At 72.7% G+C, this 16044-nt stretch carries 13 protein-coding genes and 1 pseudogene; 2 read left to right on the top strand and 12 right to left on the bottom strand.

The genetic code is table 11. The annotated features are described in order from the left end of the window. Positions 1-5: 5 nt before the first annotated feature. The 8 genes from E3328_RS08245 to purH form a co-directional block, all read right to left on the bottom strand. On the bottom strand, positions 6-656 hold the full coding sequence (locus E3328_RS08245; protein WP_135364099.1) for a class I SAM-dependent methyltransferase: 651 nt from the start codon (positions 654-656) through the stop codon (positions 6-8). 67 nt (positions 657-723) lie between these two features. After that, entirely contained in the window at positions 724-3303 is a 2580-nt protein-coding gene (folP, locus tag E3328_RS08250; RefSeq protein ID WP_135364100.1) for a dihydropteroate synthase, read from the bottom strand. Between the two features lie 111 nt (positions 3304-3414). Then, entirely contained in the window at positions 3415-3741 is a 327-nt protein-coding gene (locus E3328_RS08255) for a DUF7538 family protein (protein WP_209452142.1), read from the bottom strand. Continuing rightward, complete coding sequence (locus E3328_RS08260; RefSeq protein ID WP_135364101.1) at positions 3734-4600, bottom strand: hypothetical protein; 867 nt, start codon at positions 4598-4600, stop codon at positions 3734-3736. The genes E3328_RS08255 and E3328_RS08260 overlap by 8 nt, the downstream gene beginning before the upstream one ends. Before the next feature lie 121 nt (positions 4601-4721). Next, the gene (locus E3328_RS08265) at positions 4722-5273 is read right to left on the bottom strand and encodes an SHOCT domain-containing protein (RefSeq protein ID WP_135364102.1); all 552 of its coding nucleotides are present in this window, start codon (positions 5271-5273) and stop codon (positions 4722-4724) included. A gap of 78 nt (positions 5274-5351) precedes the next feature. Beyond that, on the bottom strand, positions 5352-6434 hold the full coding sequence (locus tag E3328_RS08270; RefSeq protein WP_135364103.1) for a Gfo/Idh/MocA family protein: 1083 nt from the start codon (positions 6432-6434) through the stop codon (positions 5352-5354). A 101-nt stretch (positions 6435-6535) separates the two neighbouring features. Continuing rightward, positions 6536-7405, bottom strand: coding sequence for a type IV pilin domain-containing protein (locus E3328_RS08275; protein WP_167837341.1), 870 nt, complete (start codon positions 7403-7405; stop codon positions 6536-6538). A gap of 118 nt (positions 7406-7523) precedes the next feature. Further along, on the bottom strand, positions 7524-9137 hold the full coding sequence (gene purH / locus E3328_RS08280; protein ID WP_135364105.1) for a bifunctional phosphoribosylaminoimidazolecarboxamide formyltransferase/IMP cyclohydrolase: 1614 nt from the start codon (positions 9135-9137) through the stop codon (positions 7524-7526). A gap of 183 nt (positions 9138-9320) precedes the next feature. Between purH and purB the strand changes: the two genes are divergently transcribed. Further along, positions 9321-10709, top strand: coding sequence for an adenylosuccinate lyase (purB, locus tag E3328_RS08285; RefSeq protein WP_135364106.1), 1389 nt, complete (start codon positions 9321-9323; stop codon positions 10707-10709). 78 nt (positions 10710-10787) lie between these two features. Further along, the gene (locus E3328_RS08290; RefSeq protein WP_135364107.1) at positions 10788-11405 is read left to right on the top strand and encodes a phosphoribosyltransferase; all 618 of its coding nucleotides are present in this window, start codon (positions 10788-10790) and stop codon (positions 11403-11405) included. Between the two features lie 28 nt (positions 11406-11433). Here the strand turns inward: E3328_RS08290 and E3328_RS08295 are convergent, their stop codons facing one another. The 4 genes and pseudogenes from E3328_RS08295 to E3328_RS21905 form a co-directional block, all read right to left on the bottom strand. Continuing rightward, positions 11434-11679, bottom strand: a complete 246-nt coding sequence (locus tag E3328_RS08295) for a DUF8151 family protein (RefSeq protein ID WP_135364108.1) — start codon at positions 11677-11679, stop codon at positions 11434-11436. A gap of 206 nt (positions 11680-11885) precedes the next feature. Continuing rightward, positions 11886-13019, bottom strand: a complete 1134-nt coding sequence (locus E3328_RS08300) for a M20 family metallopeptidase (RefSeq protein WP_135364109.1) — start codon at positions 13017-13019, stop codon at positions 11886-11888. Then, complete coding sequence (lysA, locus tag E3328_RS08305; RefSeq protein ID WP_135364110.1) at positions 13016-14293, bottom strand: diaminopimelate decarboxylase; 1278 nt, start codon at positions 14291-14293, stop codon at positions 13016-13018. Before lysA ends, E3328_RS08300 begins: the two co-directional genes overlap by 4 nt. Positions 14294-14445: 152 nt before the next feature. Beyond that, positions 14446-16044: pseudogene (locus E3328_RS21905) on the bottom strand (hypothetical protein); the annotation flags it as partial.

Raw genomic sequence — 16044 nt, forward strand, 5'->3', positions numbered from 1 at the left:
CGGACTCACTCCCGACGGCGAGCGCGGACGAACAGCCACTCGCCGCCGCCGAGTTCGTCGTCGCGGACGGTCGCCTCGGTCACGTCGAAGCCGGCCGAGTCGAGCAGTTCGAGGCTCCGCTCGCGGCCGTGGAAGCTCCACTGCATGGCGGCGCCGCCGTCGAGCCAGTTGTCGTTGCGCCCCTCCCACTCCCCGACGCCCGTCGTCAGCAGGAGGTGCCCGCCGGGCCGGAGGACGCGGGCGAACTCCGCGAACGCCCGCTCGTGGTGCTCGCGCGGCACGTGGATCACCGAGTGTAGCGCCGTCACCGCGTCGACGGCGCCGTCGGCGACCGGCAACCGAGTGAGGTCGCCGCGGGCGAGCGCCGCCGCGGGGGCGCGCTCGCGGGCCAGCGCTAGCTGTTCGGGGGAGATATCCAGCCCGACCGTCTCGAAGTCCTTGGCGAGCGCCTCCAGCACCGCCCGCCCGCCGCCGCAGCCGGCGTCGAGGACGCGTGCGTCCGCGGGGAGGTCGGCCCCCAGCGCCTCGACGAGAGCGGTCTCGTGGGCCGGGTCCCGGTCGTCGTCGTACGCCTCGGCGACGCCGTCGTAGCCGGCCATGACGGCGCTCGCCCACTCGTCGAGGTCCCGCGACTCGCTCGGCGACTCCTCGTCCATGTGTGCCCGGCCGACAGAGAGCGAAAAAAGTGTATCGGCCGCCGACGCGCCGTCGGCCTCTGCCGGCTCACTCCTCGTCGAACCGCTCGGGGTCGGCGGCGGCCTGCGCGACGCGGACGGCGGCGACGTTCTCGTGGGCGTCGTGGACGCGGATCACGTCGGCGCCGCGCCCGGCGGCCAGCGCCGTCCCGGCGACCGTCTCGTCGAGCGCCCCCTCGCGGCCGCCCTCGGTGAGTTCGAACATCGACTTGCGGGAGTGACCGACGAGGACCGGACAGCCGAGCGCCGCGAGTTCGTCCAGCCGGCCCAGGAGTTCGAAGCTCTCGGCGGCGGACTTGCCGAAGCCCAGCCCGGGGTCGACGAGGATCTGCGAGCGGTCGAGGCCGGCCTTCTCCGCCAGCAGGACGCGCTCGGCCAGGTAGTCGATGACGTCGTCGACCACGTCGTCGTACTCGACGCTCGTTGTCGGGTCGACCGGCGCCTCGATGCTGTGCATGACGACCACGGGCACGTCGTGTTCGGCGGCGACCAGCCGCATCTCCGGGTCTTCGAGCCCGGACACGTCGTTCAGCAGGTCCGCGCCGGCGTCGAGCGCGGCACGGGCCACCTCGGCCTTGCGCGTGTCGATAGATATCATCGCGTCCAGATCCGAGACCGCCTCGATGACGGGGACGACGCGCGCTTTCTCCTCGTCGGCGGGGACGACCTCGCCGCCCGGCCGCGTCGACTCGCCGCCGATGTCGAGGATCTCGACGCCGGCCTCGACCATCCGCTCGGCGCGCTCGCGGGCGTCGGCGACGGTGTTGTACTCGCCGCCGTCGTGGAAGCTGTCGGGCGTGATGTTGAGGATGCCCATGACCGCGGTGCCGTCGGCCCACGGGTAGCCCCGCTCGGCGGCCGTCCGCTCGGCGTCGGGCGTCGGCGTCGCGGCGTTCGGCGTCGGCGACGCGTCGATCGCGGTCCGGATCTCGCCGGCCAGCGGCGTCAGGTCGTCCGAGCGCTCGGCCAGCGCGTCGGCGAGCCGTTCGAACTGGTCGCGGGTCGCCATCGCCACCGCGTCGACGCGCTCCTCGTCCTGGCCGGCCAGCGCCGGAAGGGCGACCTCGCCGCCCAGGGCCCGCAGTTCGGACTGCAGACGGCGGGCGCGGCGCGGCCGGAGTCGGGTCCGCAGGACGCGGTGGACGGCGTCGCCCGCAACGCCGCTCGCGTCGTCCGCCGGGACGTGCGCCCGCTCCAGCGCCGCCTCGGCGTCGGCCACCGAGTCCACGTCGAGCGGGACGGTGGGGCGCGACCAGCGGGTGCGCGCCTCGGCGACGGCGTACAGCGAGCCCGAGACGACGACTGCGTCGTCCGGGCCGGCGGCGTCGAGCGCGCGGTCGAGCGCGCCCGCGACCGGCTCGTGGGTCGTCACGTCGGCGCCGGTCTCCGCCTCGAACGCGCGGGCGACCACCTCGGCGGACTCGGCGCGGTCGTGGTCGGGCCGGCAGGCGACGACGCGACCGAGGTCGGCGCCGTCGAACGCCGCGGCGATCCCGCGGTGGTCCTTGTCGGTCATCGCGCCGACGACGAGGTGGGCCGCGTCGTAGTCGAAGGTAGAGAGCACCTCGGCGGTCGTCTCGCAGCCGCCGGGGTTGTGCGCGCCGTCGAGGACGACCAGCGGCTCCCGGTCCATCACCTCGAACCGCCCCGGCCAGTGGGCGTTGCGGAACCCTCGCTCGACGGCTTCGGTCGCCACGTCCGCGTCCAGCCGGTCGGCCACCTGCCGGACGAGCGCCGCCGCGACCCCGGCGTTGCGCGCCTGGTGAGCCCCCAGCAGCGGAAGGCGCGTATCGACGGTCCACACGTCGCCGTCGGCGTCGGTCCCCCTGTCCGCTCGGTCGCCGCCGTCCCCGCCGGCGACGGTGTCGGTCCCCTCGACCGTCACCGCCCCCTCCAGCCCCTCGCGACCGCCGTACTCGACGACGACGTCGGGGTCGTCGGGCTCCGTCCAGTCGGCGTCGGCCACGGTCACCACGTCGTCGACCTCCTCGCGGATCGCGGCCAGCGCGTCGCCGGTCGTCGCGGTCACGAGCGGCGCGCCGGCGGGCGCGACCCCCGACTTGTCGCGGGCGATCTCCGCGACCGTGTCGCCGAGCAGGTCGGTGTGCTCCAGCGTGACCGCGGTGACGGCGCTGGCGATCGGGTCGACGACGCTCGTGGCGTCGAGCGTCCCGCCGATGCCGACTTCGAGGACGGCCACGTCCACGTCCTGGCGGTCGAACTCCCACAGCGCCATCGCGGTCAGCGTCTCGAAGAAGGTGGGCGAGTCGCCGTCGGTCGCCCGGTCGGTCGCGTACTCCCGGAACGACTCGACGAACTCCGTCACCGCCGACTCGGTCATCGGCCGGCCGTCGACGCGGACCCGCTCGCGCACGTCGTCGAGGTGCGGCGAGGTGTACAGCCCGACCGAGAGGCCCGCCTCCCGAAGCGCCCGCTCGACCATCCGGGCGGTGCTGCCCTTGCCGTTCGACCCCGCGACCTGGACGGGGACGAGTCGCTCGTGGGGGTCGCCGAGGTGGCCGAGCAGGTCCCGGGTCGGGTCCAGGCCCGGCCGCGGCGCGAACCGTCGCAGATCGAAGAGAAAGTCCGCCGCCTCGTGAAACTCCATGCCTCCCGGTTCCGGACGGGCGCGCTTTAGCCTAACGAACTGCGAAGTCTCCGGAACGTGACCGTCGACACGGTCGACACGGAACCGAGCGCCCGTAGCGCGGACGCCACACTACAGCGACCGTCGCTCGACTTCGGGGTCGATACCGGCGGCGTCGAGGTCCATCCGGATGCGCTCTCGCAGCGGGCCCGGGACCGTCTCCCGGCCCACCGGGACCGCCGTCTCGCCGCCGCCCTCCGGGGGCACCTTCCAGTAGAGCACGCAGCCGCTCGGGGCGTAATACTCGACGCTGTAGCGGTCGCCCTCGCCCTCGTAGTGGACGCGGGCGGCCGCCCCCTCGACGTGCCACCCCTCGCGCTCGGCGAGGCCGGCGAGCGGGTCGCGCTCCCCCTCGGCGTCCACCCGGTCTTCGCCGTCGCTCGCGCCGCCCTCACTCATCGTCGCGGTCGTCGGCCGGTCCGTCGACGAGCGGGTCGTACTCGCGGTCCTCGCCGAACTTCCGGACGACCGCGGCGACCAGCGCGAGCGCGGCCAGCCCGACCAGCGCGCCCACGTCCGAGTCGGCGGCCGGCCGTCCGACGGTGTCCGGTTCCCCGTCGTCGGCCTCGTCTTCGCCGTCGCCGGACACGTCGCTCTCGCCGCCCGACGCCGCGCGCTCGGCGTACCCGACCGTCTCGTCGACGGGGCGGTCGGCGAACTCCTCGCGGTCGTCGCGGTCCGGCGCCTTCGCCCGCCGGCGGGCCTCGGGGGCGTCGCCCGCGGCCGCGCCGGTGGTCGGCGGCGAGTCCGCCTCGTCGTCGCTCCCGAGCTTGTCGCTCGCGACGGACCTGGCCTTCCCGAGGTAGCGATAGGCGAGGAACGCGACGACCGCGAGGACGGCCAGCGCCGCAGTCGCCTTCAGCAGGACCGGCCGGAGCTTCGCCTTCCAGCCGCCGTCCTCGTCGTCCACGTCCTCCGCGCCGGGCGAGGGGACCGGGTCCGGCCCGTCCGGGCTCGGCGAGTCCCACGCGTCGCTGTCCCCGCTCGTCCCCACCGGGATCGACCCGGACTCCGACCGGGTCGCCCCGTCACGGTCGCCCTCGCCGGACTCGACGGCGTCGTCGACCAGACCGGTCCCGACATCGGCTTCGGCGTCGTCCGCGACCGAGGGGTCGTCGGGCGAGTCCGCGCCGTGCTCGTCGTCCACGTCGCGGCCGCCGTCGGTGAGTTTCTCCAGGTCCTCGTCGGAGAGCAGTCCCTCGATGAGCCCGCCGACCGGCGACTCGTCGAGGTCGATCCCCAGCAGCGTTCGTCCCATGTCTCCCCGTTGGGCCAGCCGCCGGAAATAACTGCGTGGTGTAGCCGGTCGCACGTCGCGGCCGGCCGCTCAGCCGCCGCCGCGAACCCGTAGCACGATACCGCTCTCCCCCGGCGCCCGCTCAGTTCCGCTCGCCGGTGCGGAGTTCGTCGTCGACGGCCGGGACGCGGTCGCGGTGGACGCCCTCCTCGTCGAGGACGATCCGCGTCCGCTCTTCGAGCTCCCACTCCGAGAGGCCGCCGTCGACGTAGCGCTCCTTCAGCCGCTCGATCCGGTCGTCGGCCCGGCGTTCGGGCGAGCGGGTGTCGAGATCGTCGACGAGAGCGGCGATCCCGAGGAGCCCCGCGAGCGGGTTCCGCTCGATCCGAGAGGCGATCAATCCGAGGCGCGTGCTCGCCGCACGACGCTTCGCCGCCGCGGCGGTCGAGACCCGCGCGACCGCACCGACCGCCGCGACGACCGCGGCGGCGACGGTCAGCGGGAGGCCGAGGACGGTTCCGAGGGCGAACAGGGGGAGGAAGGTCCCGAGCGTCGACGCCGCGCCGACCTCCAGCGCGGCGAGGAGGAGCCACCCCGTCGCGCCGGCGAGCGAGACGGCCGACAGCGCGGCGAACGCGACCGTCAGCGCCGCCGCGGCCGGGACGTGGTCGCGAGCCCAGTGCGTCAGTTCCATGTCCCGACCACGACGCGGGCGCACCTAAGGCTCACGGCCGGGGTGCCGTCCGGGGGTCGCCCGAAAGCGTCGCGTGGGTCAGAGCTCGACGGCCTCGCGGGCCTCGGCGAGCAGCGCCTGCGGGTCGACGGCCTCGTCGCGCTCGCTGCTCTCGATGGCCGCCTCGACGAGCGCGACCGACTGGAGGTTCGACCGCACGTCCGTCGCCATCGGTTCGCCCGTATCGAGCCACTCGACGAACTGCTCGACGAGCCAGGTGTTGCCCCACGCGTCCTGCTCGTCCAGCGGGACCGGCTCGCCCTCGGCGTCGGTCGCGCCGACGACCGACTCCCGCTCCTGCTCGTAGGGGTAGCGTTCGATCTCGCGGTCGTCGAGCACGAGCGTCTCGTCGCGGCACTCCGCGCGGAGGTAGTCGCTGCCCCAGCCGTTCAGCGTCGTCGCGTTGGCCTTCGCGCCCTCCCAGGTCGCCCGCACGCCGTTCTCGAAGCGCATCTGGACGGTGGCCTGCACGTCGTCCTCGTACTCGGCCCACTCGGGGAGCCACGTGTCGGCGTAGAGCCGCTCGCACTTCGCGCCGGCCATGTCCGCGAGGTAATCGAGCTGGTGGACCGCGCCCTCCACGAGGAGGGGGTTGTCCATCTCGTGGCGGAACTCGCCCCACCGGCCGTAGGTGCGGGCGTTGCAGGTGAAGCGGCCGACGAGGTAGTCGAGCGGCCCGGGCTCGCCCGAGCGCAGGCGCCGGCGGACGGTCGTCTTGTCCCGGTCGAAGCGGTGGCTCATCGTCACGCCCATCTTCAGGCCCGCGCGGTCGACCTTCTCGGCGATGCGGACCGACGCTTCGAGGGTGTCGGCGATGGGTTTCTCCGAGAGGACGTCCAGGTCGTGGTCGACCGCGGCGTCGACGACCTCCTCGTGGGCCCACGGCGGCGTCACAATGGTACAGAAGTCGGCGTCGTGCTCCGCGAAGGCGGTCTCGGCGTCGGTGTAGCAGTCGGCCGGGTTGAGCCCGAGGTGTTCGACGGCGTTGTCGTGAGCGTCGGGGTCCACGTCGACGGCGGCGACGACGTCTATCAGCCCCTTCTCGACGTTCGGCGGCAGGAAGGTCTCGCACCAGCGGCCGCCCTGGCCGCCGGTCCCGACCTGGATCGCTCGGTAGGTCATGGCGTATCGCGCGCCCCACCGGACCGTAAATCGTCCGGTCGGGGAGAGTCCGACCGGCTCGGCCGTGCCGCGAGGCCGCCGACCGCGACCGGCGCAGCCGCTCAGTAGTCGTCGGGGTCCTTCGGCGTGTAGCTCGAACAGGCCCGGCCGTCGACCGTCGGGCTGTCGGTACACGACACGCTCGGCGCGTAGACGTGGCCCGTGACGGTCACGCCGTCGAGGTCGACCTGGTTGGCGCTCCTGACCGACCCGTGGACAGTCGCGGTGTCGAGGTCCACGTCGGGGCCGCGCACGTCGCCCCAGATCTCCGCGCCGTCGACCGCGATGTCGTCGCCCGCCGTGACCGACCCGGTGACGTTCGAGTCGTCGATGTCGACGGACTGGTCCGCCGCGACCGGCCCGTAAACCGTCAGACCGCCGTTGTCGATGTCGATCCCGCCCGAGCCGCTTTCGACTCGACCGATGACCGTCCCGCCGGACTCCATGTCGATGTCTCCCGGGAGTATCACGTCACAGTGAACCACGGCGTATATGTCCACGGTCGTCTTGCCGTCGACGAACGAGCATCCCTCGTCCGCCTCCGGGACCCCCGGCTCGACCTCGAACTCCCGCAGGACGTAGCTCGCGCCGTGGTCGCCGAACCAGACGAGCTGCAGCCGCTCGTCGGTCGGGAAGACCGTCACCGAGTCGCCGGCCATGAGATCCCGGTTCGCCAGCGCGCGCTCGTCGGCCGCCCCGCGGAGTTCGACCCGCTCGCCGTCCAGCCGCTCGCCGTTCGTGAGCTCGAGCTCGTAGGCGGCCGGCCGGTCGACCGGTTCGAGCTCCGTCGTCACCTCCGGGGCGGGCTCGTTGCGGTCGGTCGCGCCGAAGGCGACGTAGGCCGCGGCCGACGCCAGCAGGACGACTATCGCCACCAGCAGCACCGTCCCGATCACCGGCGAGAGCCCGCGGCGTGCCCGTCGACTGCGCACGGCGGAATTACTCGACGCCCGACAGTTCAAAGTAACGAGTCGATTCGCGCTCGCTAGACGCCGGCGAACGGGTTCGGGACGGAGTCCCGAGCGGGAGCGGCGACCGCGAGGCGGTCGGTCAGTCGTGGCGGAAGGCGCGCTGGCCGGTCATGACCATCGCCATGTCGTGCTCGTCGGCGGCCTCGGTCACGATGTCGTCGTTCTTCGACCCGCCGGGCTGGATGACCGCCTCGACGCCCGCCTCGGCGGCCTTCTCGATGCCGTCCGGGAACGGGAAGAAGGCGTCGGAGGCCATGACGGCGCCCTCGGGGCTCTTGCCCTCGGCGTCCTTCCGGGCTTTCATGTCGGCGATCTCGACCGCGTCGACCCGGGAGACCTGCCCGGCGCCGACGCCGACGGTCTCGGTGCCCTTCGCGAAGACGATGGCGTTGGACTTGACGTGCTTGATGGTCTGCCAGGCGAAGAGCATCGCCTCGACCTGCTCGTCGGTGGGCTCGCGCTCGGTGACCACTTCGAGGTCGTCGGGGGTCAGCGACTGGGTGTCCCGTTCCTGGACGAGGCGGCCGCCGACGAGCTTCTTCTCGGTGACGGTCTCTGTCACGTCGTACCGGTCGCTCACGTCGAGGACGCGGAGGTTGTCCTTCTCGAACAGCGTCTCCAGCGCGGCGTCGGTGTAGCCGGGGGCGACGACGACCTCCTTGAACGAGTCGATGATCTGCTCGGCAGTGGCCTCGTCGCACTCGCGATTCAGGGCGACGATGCCGCCGAAGGCGCTCTTGGGGTCCGTGGCGAGCGCGTCGGCGTAGGCGTCGGCGAGCGTGTCGGCCGTGGCGCAGCCCGCCGGGTTGGTGTGTTTGATGACCGCGGCGGCCGGTTCGTCGAACTCCTTGATCAGGTTCAGGGCGCCGTCGGCGTCGTTGTAGTTGTTGTACGACAGGGCCTTGGCGCCCTCGTTGAGCTGGTCGGCGCCGACGACGCTGGCCTCGTCGACGGTGTTGTCGGCGTAGACCGCGGCGTCCTGATGGGGGTTCTCCCCGTAGCGCAGGTCGGCGGCGCGGTCCTCGGAACTGAACAGGCGGGCGGGCAGGTCGCCGCCGGTGTCGCTCTCCACCGAGACGGTGTTGGCCTCGTAGTCGACGGTCACGTCGCCGTCGGCGAACCACTTGACTGCGCGGGGATAGGCCCTGAACTCGCCCTCGTAGAGGACGCGGTCCTGGAGGTCTTCCTTCTCGTCGCCCTCGTAGACGGGGATCGGTTCCTGGGTGACGACGGGGCCGCCGTCGACCTCCGCCTCGATGATCTCGCCGTCCTCGTCGATGGCGTTGGTGACGACGTGGACGGTGCAACCCACCACTTTCGCGCCGTAGTCGAGCGCGTCGCCCCACGCGTCCATGCCGGGGAACGAGGGGAGCAGCGACGGGTGGACGTTCAGCGTGGTCGGCGCCGCGTCGAGGAACGTGTCCGACAGCAGGCGCATGTAGCCGTCCAGGGTCACGAGGTCGAAGTCGTAGTCGGCGAGGGCGTCGAGGACCCGCTCCTCGTGGGCGCGACGGTCCTCGCCCTCGTCGCGCTCGACGACCTCCGTGGGGATACCGCGCTCGGCCGCCGCGTCGAGGACGGGCGCGTCGGCGTCGTTAGTCACGATTACGGAGAACTCCGCCCCTCCCGGGGCGCGGTCGGCGATGTTCAACAGGTTCCGCCCGCGGTTGCTGGCCATCCCTGCGAGTTTCATGTCCGAAGGGCGGTCGGGGCCGCGCAAAGTAGTTGCGAATGGCGTGAGACACAGTCGACACGGGCGACACAATCGCTCGGGCGCCGCCGCGCCCGAGCGATCCGCTGTGGCGATGGCGTCGGTCGACTCACCGTGCGACCGCCGACCGACACGCTCTTTGGCCGACTCGTCACACGGTCGACCATGACCGACCGATCGCCGCTCCAGGCCGTCTCGCCCCTGGACGGACGCTACGCCCGCTACACCGAACCGCTGGTCCCCTACGCCAGCGAACAGGCGCTCATGCGGGCGCGGACCCGCGTCGAGATCGAGTACCTGATCGCGCTGGCCGACCTGCCCGAGACGCCCCTCGAAATCGACGCCGGCCAGCGCGAGGGTCTCCGGGCCGTCTACGAGGGGTTCGACGCCGGGGACGCGGAGCTGATCAAACAGATCGAGACCGAGGGCTACGGCGACTACTCGGCGACGAACCACGACGTGAAGGCCGTCGAGTACTTCGTCCGCGAGCACCTCCCCGAGGGGCTCGACGCGGCCCAGTGGATCCACTTCGGGCTCACCAGCGAGGACGTGAACAACCTCGCCCACCGCCTGCTGGTCAAGCCCGCCGTCGAGGAGGTGCTCGTCCCGCAACTGCGCGACGTGCGCGACGCGCTGGTCGAACAGGCCCGCGAGCACCGCGACCTGCCGATGCTCGCTCGGACCCACGGCCAGCCCGCCACCCCGACGACCTACGGGAAGGAACTGGCCGTCTACGCCTCCCGGCTGGGCAGGGCGCTCGGCCGCATCGAGCGGGCGACCGCGGAGATCTCGGGCAAACTCGCCGGCGCGTCGGGCACCTACGCCGCCCACGACGCGGCCTACCCCGACGTGGACTGGCGGGCGTTCTCCGAGTCGTTCGTCCGCGACCTGGGACTGGAGCACGAGCCGCTGACGACGCAGGTCAACCCCTGCGACGACCTGGCCGCGGTCTTCGACGCGCTCCGCGGGGCCAACAACGTCCTGCTCGACCTGGACCTCGACGTGTGGCTCTACGTCTCCGACCGCTACCTCGGCCAGGAGGCCGCCGCGGGCGAGACGGGCTCGTCGACGATGCCCCACAAGGTCAACCCGATCGACTTCGAGAACAGCGAGGGCAACCTCTCGAAGGCCAACTCGGACCTGGTCTTCCTCGGCGACTACGTCACGACCTCGCGGCTCCAGCGGGACCTCTCGGACTCGACGGTCAAGCGGAACATCGGTGCCGCACTGGCCCACTGTCTCATCGGCTACTCGAAGCTGGAGAACGGGCTGGCGAAGGTCGTCCCCAACGAGCAGGTGATGGCCGACGACCTCGAAGCGACGCCCGAGATAATCGGCGAGGCGGTCCAGACGATCCTCCGCCGCGAGGGCTTCGACGACGCCTACGAGCACGTGAAGGAGGCGACCCGCGGCCGCGACGTGTCGATGGCCGACTTCGCGGCGATGATCGACGACCTCGACGTGAGCGAGGACGTGCGGGAAGAACTCCACGCGCTGACCCCGGCGGGCTACACCGGCGTCGCGAGCGACCTCGTCGACGACGCGCGGGAGTAGCGGGATCGGCACCGGCCGCGTCGGACACCGGCGACGGACGGCCACAGACCTTTGCCCGTGTGAGGCGTACCCGCGGGCATGTTCCGCGACCGGACTGCCGCGGGCGAACGGCTCGCGGACGCGCTCGAAGACCGCGGGGTCGCCGCCGACATCGTCCTCGCGATCCCACGGGGCGGACTCCCGCTGGGGCGAGCCGTCGCCGACCGGCTGGACGCCCCGCTGGACGTGGTCGTCGCCTCGAAGATCGGCGCGCCGCACAACGAGGAGTACGCCATCGGCGCGGTGGCCGAGGACGGCGCGGCGTGGCTCAACGAGGGCGCGCTCGACCGGTTGAACGTCAGCGACGCCTACCTCGCCCGCGAGCGGGAACGCGAGCGCGAGGTCGCCGCCGGGAAGGCCGCCACCTACCGCGAGGGCGACCGGCCGGCCCTGACCGGCAAGCGGGTCGTGGTCGTCGACGACGGCGTCGCCACCGGCGCGACGATGCGCGCCTGCCTCCGGCTCGTCCGCGACGAGCGTCCAGAATCACTGGTCGTCGCCGTCCCCGTCGGGCCGCCGGACACGCTCGACGAACTCGCGGCGCTGGCCGACGAGGTGGTCGCCGTCGAGCGCCCCCGGAACTTCCGGGCGGTCGGCGCCCACTACCGGAACTTCGCGCAGGTCAGCGACGAGGAGGCGATGTCGTACCTGGCGTGATCGAGCGATGCCCGCGGCTCCCGCCGGCTCAGGCCGTCGGTTCCGCGCCGCGCAGGCGCGGCAGGACGATGTGGTAGGCGACGCTCAGCGCCGCGTAGATGAGCAGCGCGCCGACGGCGACCTCCCAGAGGCCGAACGTCGTCTGTCCGGCGCCGAGGTCGTGCAGTCCGGCTCGTTCGGTGAGCACGCCGGCGACCGCCATCGCGCCGGCGATCGCGACGTACAGGACCACGCCGAGCGCCTCGGCGACCGGTCCCAGCAGGAGTTCTCGCATTGCCGCCCCGTACGCCACACCCGACAATAGAGTTTCCGTGAGGCAGCGTGACAGGGACTCACGGTAGAACTTCACCGGGAGCGGTGATATCAGACCCCGTGACACGCCACGCGACCGGGGATGACGCTACCTGCGCGAAGACGGGTTTTCCCCGGGGTCGTCGCGCCGCCGGCCGAGTAAATCGGCCTGGGACCGCTCGGGCCGCGTTACAGCAGCGCGTCGACGGTGTCGCGGACGGCTCGCGCGGCCGCCCGGACCTCGTCGCGGCGGACGTACTCCCGCTCGCTGTGGGCCACCGCGCCCTCGTCGTCCGCCAGGTCCCCCGGGCCGAAGACGACCGTGGGGGCGTGCTCGGCGAAGTACGACGCCTCCGTCGCGGCACCGAACGGCCGCACCTCGCCGCCGCTGGCGGCCGCCAGCGCCTCGACGAGCGGGTCGTCCCGGTCGGTCGCGAACGCGGTCAAGAAGGGCGTCTCCCGCGGCGAGAGGGCCACGTCCAGGTCCATCCCCGAGGGGACCCACTCCGAGAGGTGTTCCGCCAGGTCCGCCTCGAACGCCTCGGGCGTCTCCGGCGGGACCGGCCGCCGGTCGAAGGTGATGGTACACTCCTCGGGCACCTGGTTCGAGGCCTCGCCGCCGTCGACGACGGTCGGCGTGAGCGTCGGTCGTCCGAGCGACTCGTGTTCGCCGGGCCCCCGTTTTTCATCGTAGCTCTCCATCGCCTGGAGTATCGGGGCGATGGCGCGGATCGCGTTCGCGCCGCTCCCGGGAGTAGCTGCGTGGGCCGCCGCGCCAGTGATCGTGACCGTCCCCTCGTACTGTCCGCGGGCGGCGTTGCACACGTCCAGTCCCGTGGGTTCGCCGACGACGAACCCGTCCGCGTCGAGCGTCCCCGCGAGGTGAGCGGCCCCGGTCTGGACGGTCTCCTCGTCGGGCGTGATCGCCAGCGTCAGCCGGTTGCCCTCGCCGACGCCGGCGCTGAGGAACGCGTCGACGAGCGCCGCGAGCGGCCCCTTCGCGTCGCAGGCGCCCCGCCCCTCAACGACGGCCCCGTCCTCGCGCTCGGCGAACGGGACGTGCGGCGGCACCGTGTCGATGTGAGTGTTCAGGACGAGGTGAGTGCCCGATGCGTCGCCGTCTCCGTCGCTCTCGACGGCGGTGTCGCCGGGCTCGTACCCGGCGCCCGTCCGCGTCGCGAGCGTGTTGCCCGCCTCGTCGACGACCGGCTTCGCACCGTTCCCTTCGAGCGTCTCGACCAGCAGGTCGCGCATCCCGTCGACGGACTCGTGGGACTCGGTGCGGACCGCCCGCTCGTGGAAGTCGAGCACGTCGAAGATCATCGTGGCCCCTCCGCGGCGTCGTCGGTCGCGGCCCGCTCGCCCGCCTCGCGCTCGACGCGGGTCACGTCGTCCATCGACTCCCGGCGGCGGACGACCCTGGTCTCGCCGTCCTCGACGGCCACTTCCGCCGGCCGGGGCTGGGAGTGGAACTGGTTGGCGAGTTCGTAGCCGTAGGCGCCCGCGTTCCCGATGGCCAGCAGGTCCCCGCGCTCGGGGCGGGCGACCGGCCGGTCCGTGCAGAACACGTCAGCGCTCGTACAGCACGGGCCGCCGATCGAGACGGGCTCTGGGGCCCGGTCGGGCGCCGAGACGTTCCCGATGGGGTGGTAGGAGTCGAACATCGCCGGCCGGATCAGCGTCGCCAGCGACGCGTCGACGCCCACGACGGTCGTCTCCGGCGTCTCCTTGACGGTGTTGACCTCCGTCAGGATCACCTCGCTGTCGGCGACGACGTAGCGCCCCGGTTCGAGCTTGATCTGCGCCGCCAGGTCGCCGACGGCCTCGCGCACTCGCTCGCCGACGACCCCCATGTCCAGCGGCTCCTCGTCCTCGCGGTAGGGGACGCCGAAGCCGCCGCCGAAGTCGACGAACTCCAGGTCCGCGTCGCCCACCTCGCGGGCCAGTTCGGCCACCTTCGCGATGGCCCGGCAGTGGTCGTCCAGGTCGTCGTGGAGGACGCCCGACCCCATGTGGGCGTGCAACCCCACGAGGTCGAACCGCTCGCGGAGGTCGTCTGCCAGCGCGGGGACCTCGTCGTAGGGGATCCCGAACTTGGCGTCCTTCCCCGTGGCGACCTTCTCGTGGTGGCCGGTGCCGATGCCGGGGTTGACCCGGATGGCGACGCGGCCGTCGTAACCCCGTTCTTCCAGCCGGTCGAAGGTGTCCCGCGCGCCGCCGGTGACGGTCAGCCCGGGGTGGTCGGCGCCCAGTTCGGCGGCGTAGTCGAGGTCGGCGTCCGGAGGATTGACCGCCGTGTACTGTAGCGTGTCGGGGTCGGCGCCCGCCCCGATGGCCCGCTGGAGTTCCCCGCGGGCCGCACATTCGATGTCCGCGCCCGCCTCCAGCAGCGTCGCGAGCACCGCGCGGCCGGTGTGGGCCTTCGCGGCGTACATGACGTGGGCGTCGGGGAACGCCGACGCGAACCGCTCGTAGTTCTCCGCGACCCTGTCGAGGTCGACGACGTACAGCGGCGTGCCGTGGTCGGCCGCCAGCGACGACAACCGGTCGGAATCCCAGTCCGCGACGCGGCGGACCGGCGACGAGGAGTGGCTCATTGCACGAACCACGGCGGCCGCACCAGACAAGCCTTGCTATCCGTCGCCGGAGCACCGTCCCCGCCCGCGTCCAGTTCGGTCGCCCCGCGGACCGCAACTCGGCAACGAGCGGTGTCGCACGGCGACCCCGACACGCCGAGCGTGTTCGACGCTCACTCCAGCCACCGGTCCCCGCCGGCACGCCGCCCGCGGAGTATCACCGCGGAGACGGCAACGAGGACGGCGACGACCCCGAACCCTGGACCGGACCCGCTCGACGACTCGGCGCCCGCGTTCGCGGTCGGCTCCCGGGACGCACCCGACTCGCGGACGGAGAGGTGTCCGACCGCGACGCCGGCGACCGACACCCGCCCTTCGGTGGCCGGGAACGAGACGGAGACCGTGCGCGTGGCGTTCGCGCCGAGCCGGACCGTCTCTGTGGCGACCCGTCGCCCGTCGACGGCGACCGGGACGGTCCGTGTGACCGTCCGGTTCGCCCGGTTGACCAGCGTGACGGCGACCGAGGCGTCGTACCCCTCGCGGACCCAGTCGGCGAGTCCCTCCGTCGCGACCACGGCCACGCCGCTGCGTACCGCGGTGCCGGTGCCGTTCGCCGCGACTGCGGACGCACTCCCCGGCGTCGGCGACGGCGGCGCGTCGTCCCGGTCGGCGGAGATGACGGTGACCGCGGGCAGTTCGGTCCCCGCGACCGTCAGGTCGTGCGTGCCGCGGTCCTCGAAGGTCCGGTCGAACGTGACCACTCCCGTCTCGCCGGCCGCCAGGTCGACGCCCTTGGTCGCGACCAGTCGGCCGTCGACCCACAGCGTCACGACTCCCTCGTGGCCCCGCTCGCCCCGGTTTGCGACCCGGGCGGTGACCACGACCGACTCGCCCGCCGTGACCGTCCGGTTCGCGAGCCCGGCGCCGACGACCGCGAACGCCGAGCCGGTCGTCGTCGGGACCGGCGTGGACGGCGCGGCCGACGCGGGCGGTTCGGTCCGGACCGGGCTGGCGGTCGACCCCACTGTCGGCGGCGATGCCCGGGTCCGATCGGTGGCCGTCCCGCTCGTCGTCCCCGTCGTGTCGGCTCCGCTCGCACCCGGTTCCCGCGTCCGGGTCGCCGTCGGCGTCCCCGGTTGTTCGGCCGTCGGCGCTGCTGTCGGCGTCGCGGTCGGCGCCGCCGTCGCGGTCGGTGACGCCGTCGACGAGGCCGATGGCGCTGTCGTCGGTGTCGGCGACTGCGTCCGCGTCGGAGTCCGCGTCGGGGGCGGGGTCAGCGTCGGCGACTGCGTCCGGGTAGCGGTCGGCGTCGGCGATCGCGTCCGCACAGGAGTCGGCGTGACTGTCGAGGTCCGGGTCGGTGTCACCGCCGGGGTTCCCGCCCGGGTCCCGGTAGCGGTCGGGACCGGCGTTCCCGTCGCAGTCCGCGTCGCCACCGGCGTCGAGGTGTTCTCCGTGCCGAAATCGTCTCGGCCGTCGCCGTCACCGTCCGCTTCGTTCGCATCATCTCTGTCCCCCTCGTCCTCGTCTTCATCGCTCTCGTCATCCTCCTCGGCTTCTTCATCCTCCTCTTCGTCGTTACCATCTCCGCCGTCGTCCTCACCCTCTTCCTCGTCCTCGTCGTCCTCACCCTCTTCCTCGTCCTCGTCGTCCTCACCCTCTTCCTCGTCCTCGTCGTCCTCACCCTCTTCCTCGTCCTCGTCGTCCTCACCCTCTTCCTCGTCCTCGTCGTCCTCACCCTCTTCCTCGTCCTCGTCGTCCTCACCCTCTTC

Source organism: Halosimplex halophilum, from assembly GCF_004698125.1.
GTDB lineage: Archaea > Halobacteriota > Halobacteria > Halobacteriales > Haloarculaceae > Halosimplex > Halosimplex halophilum.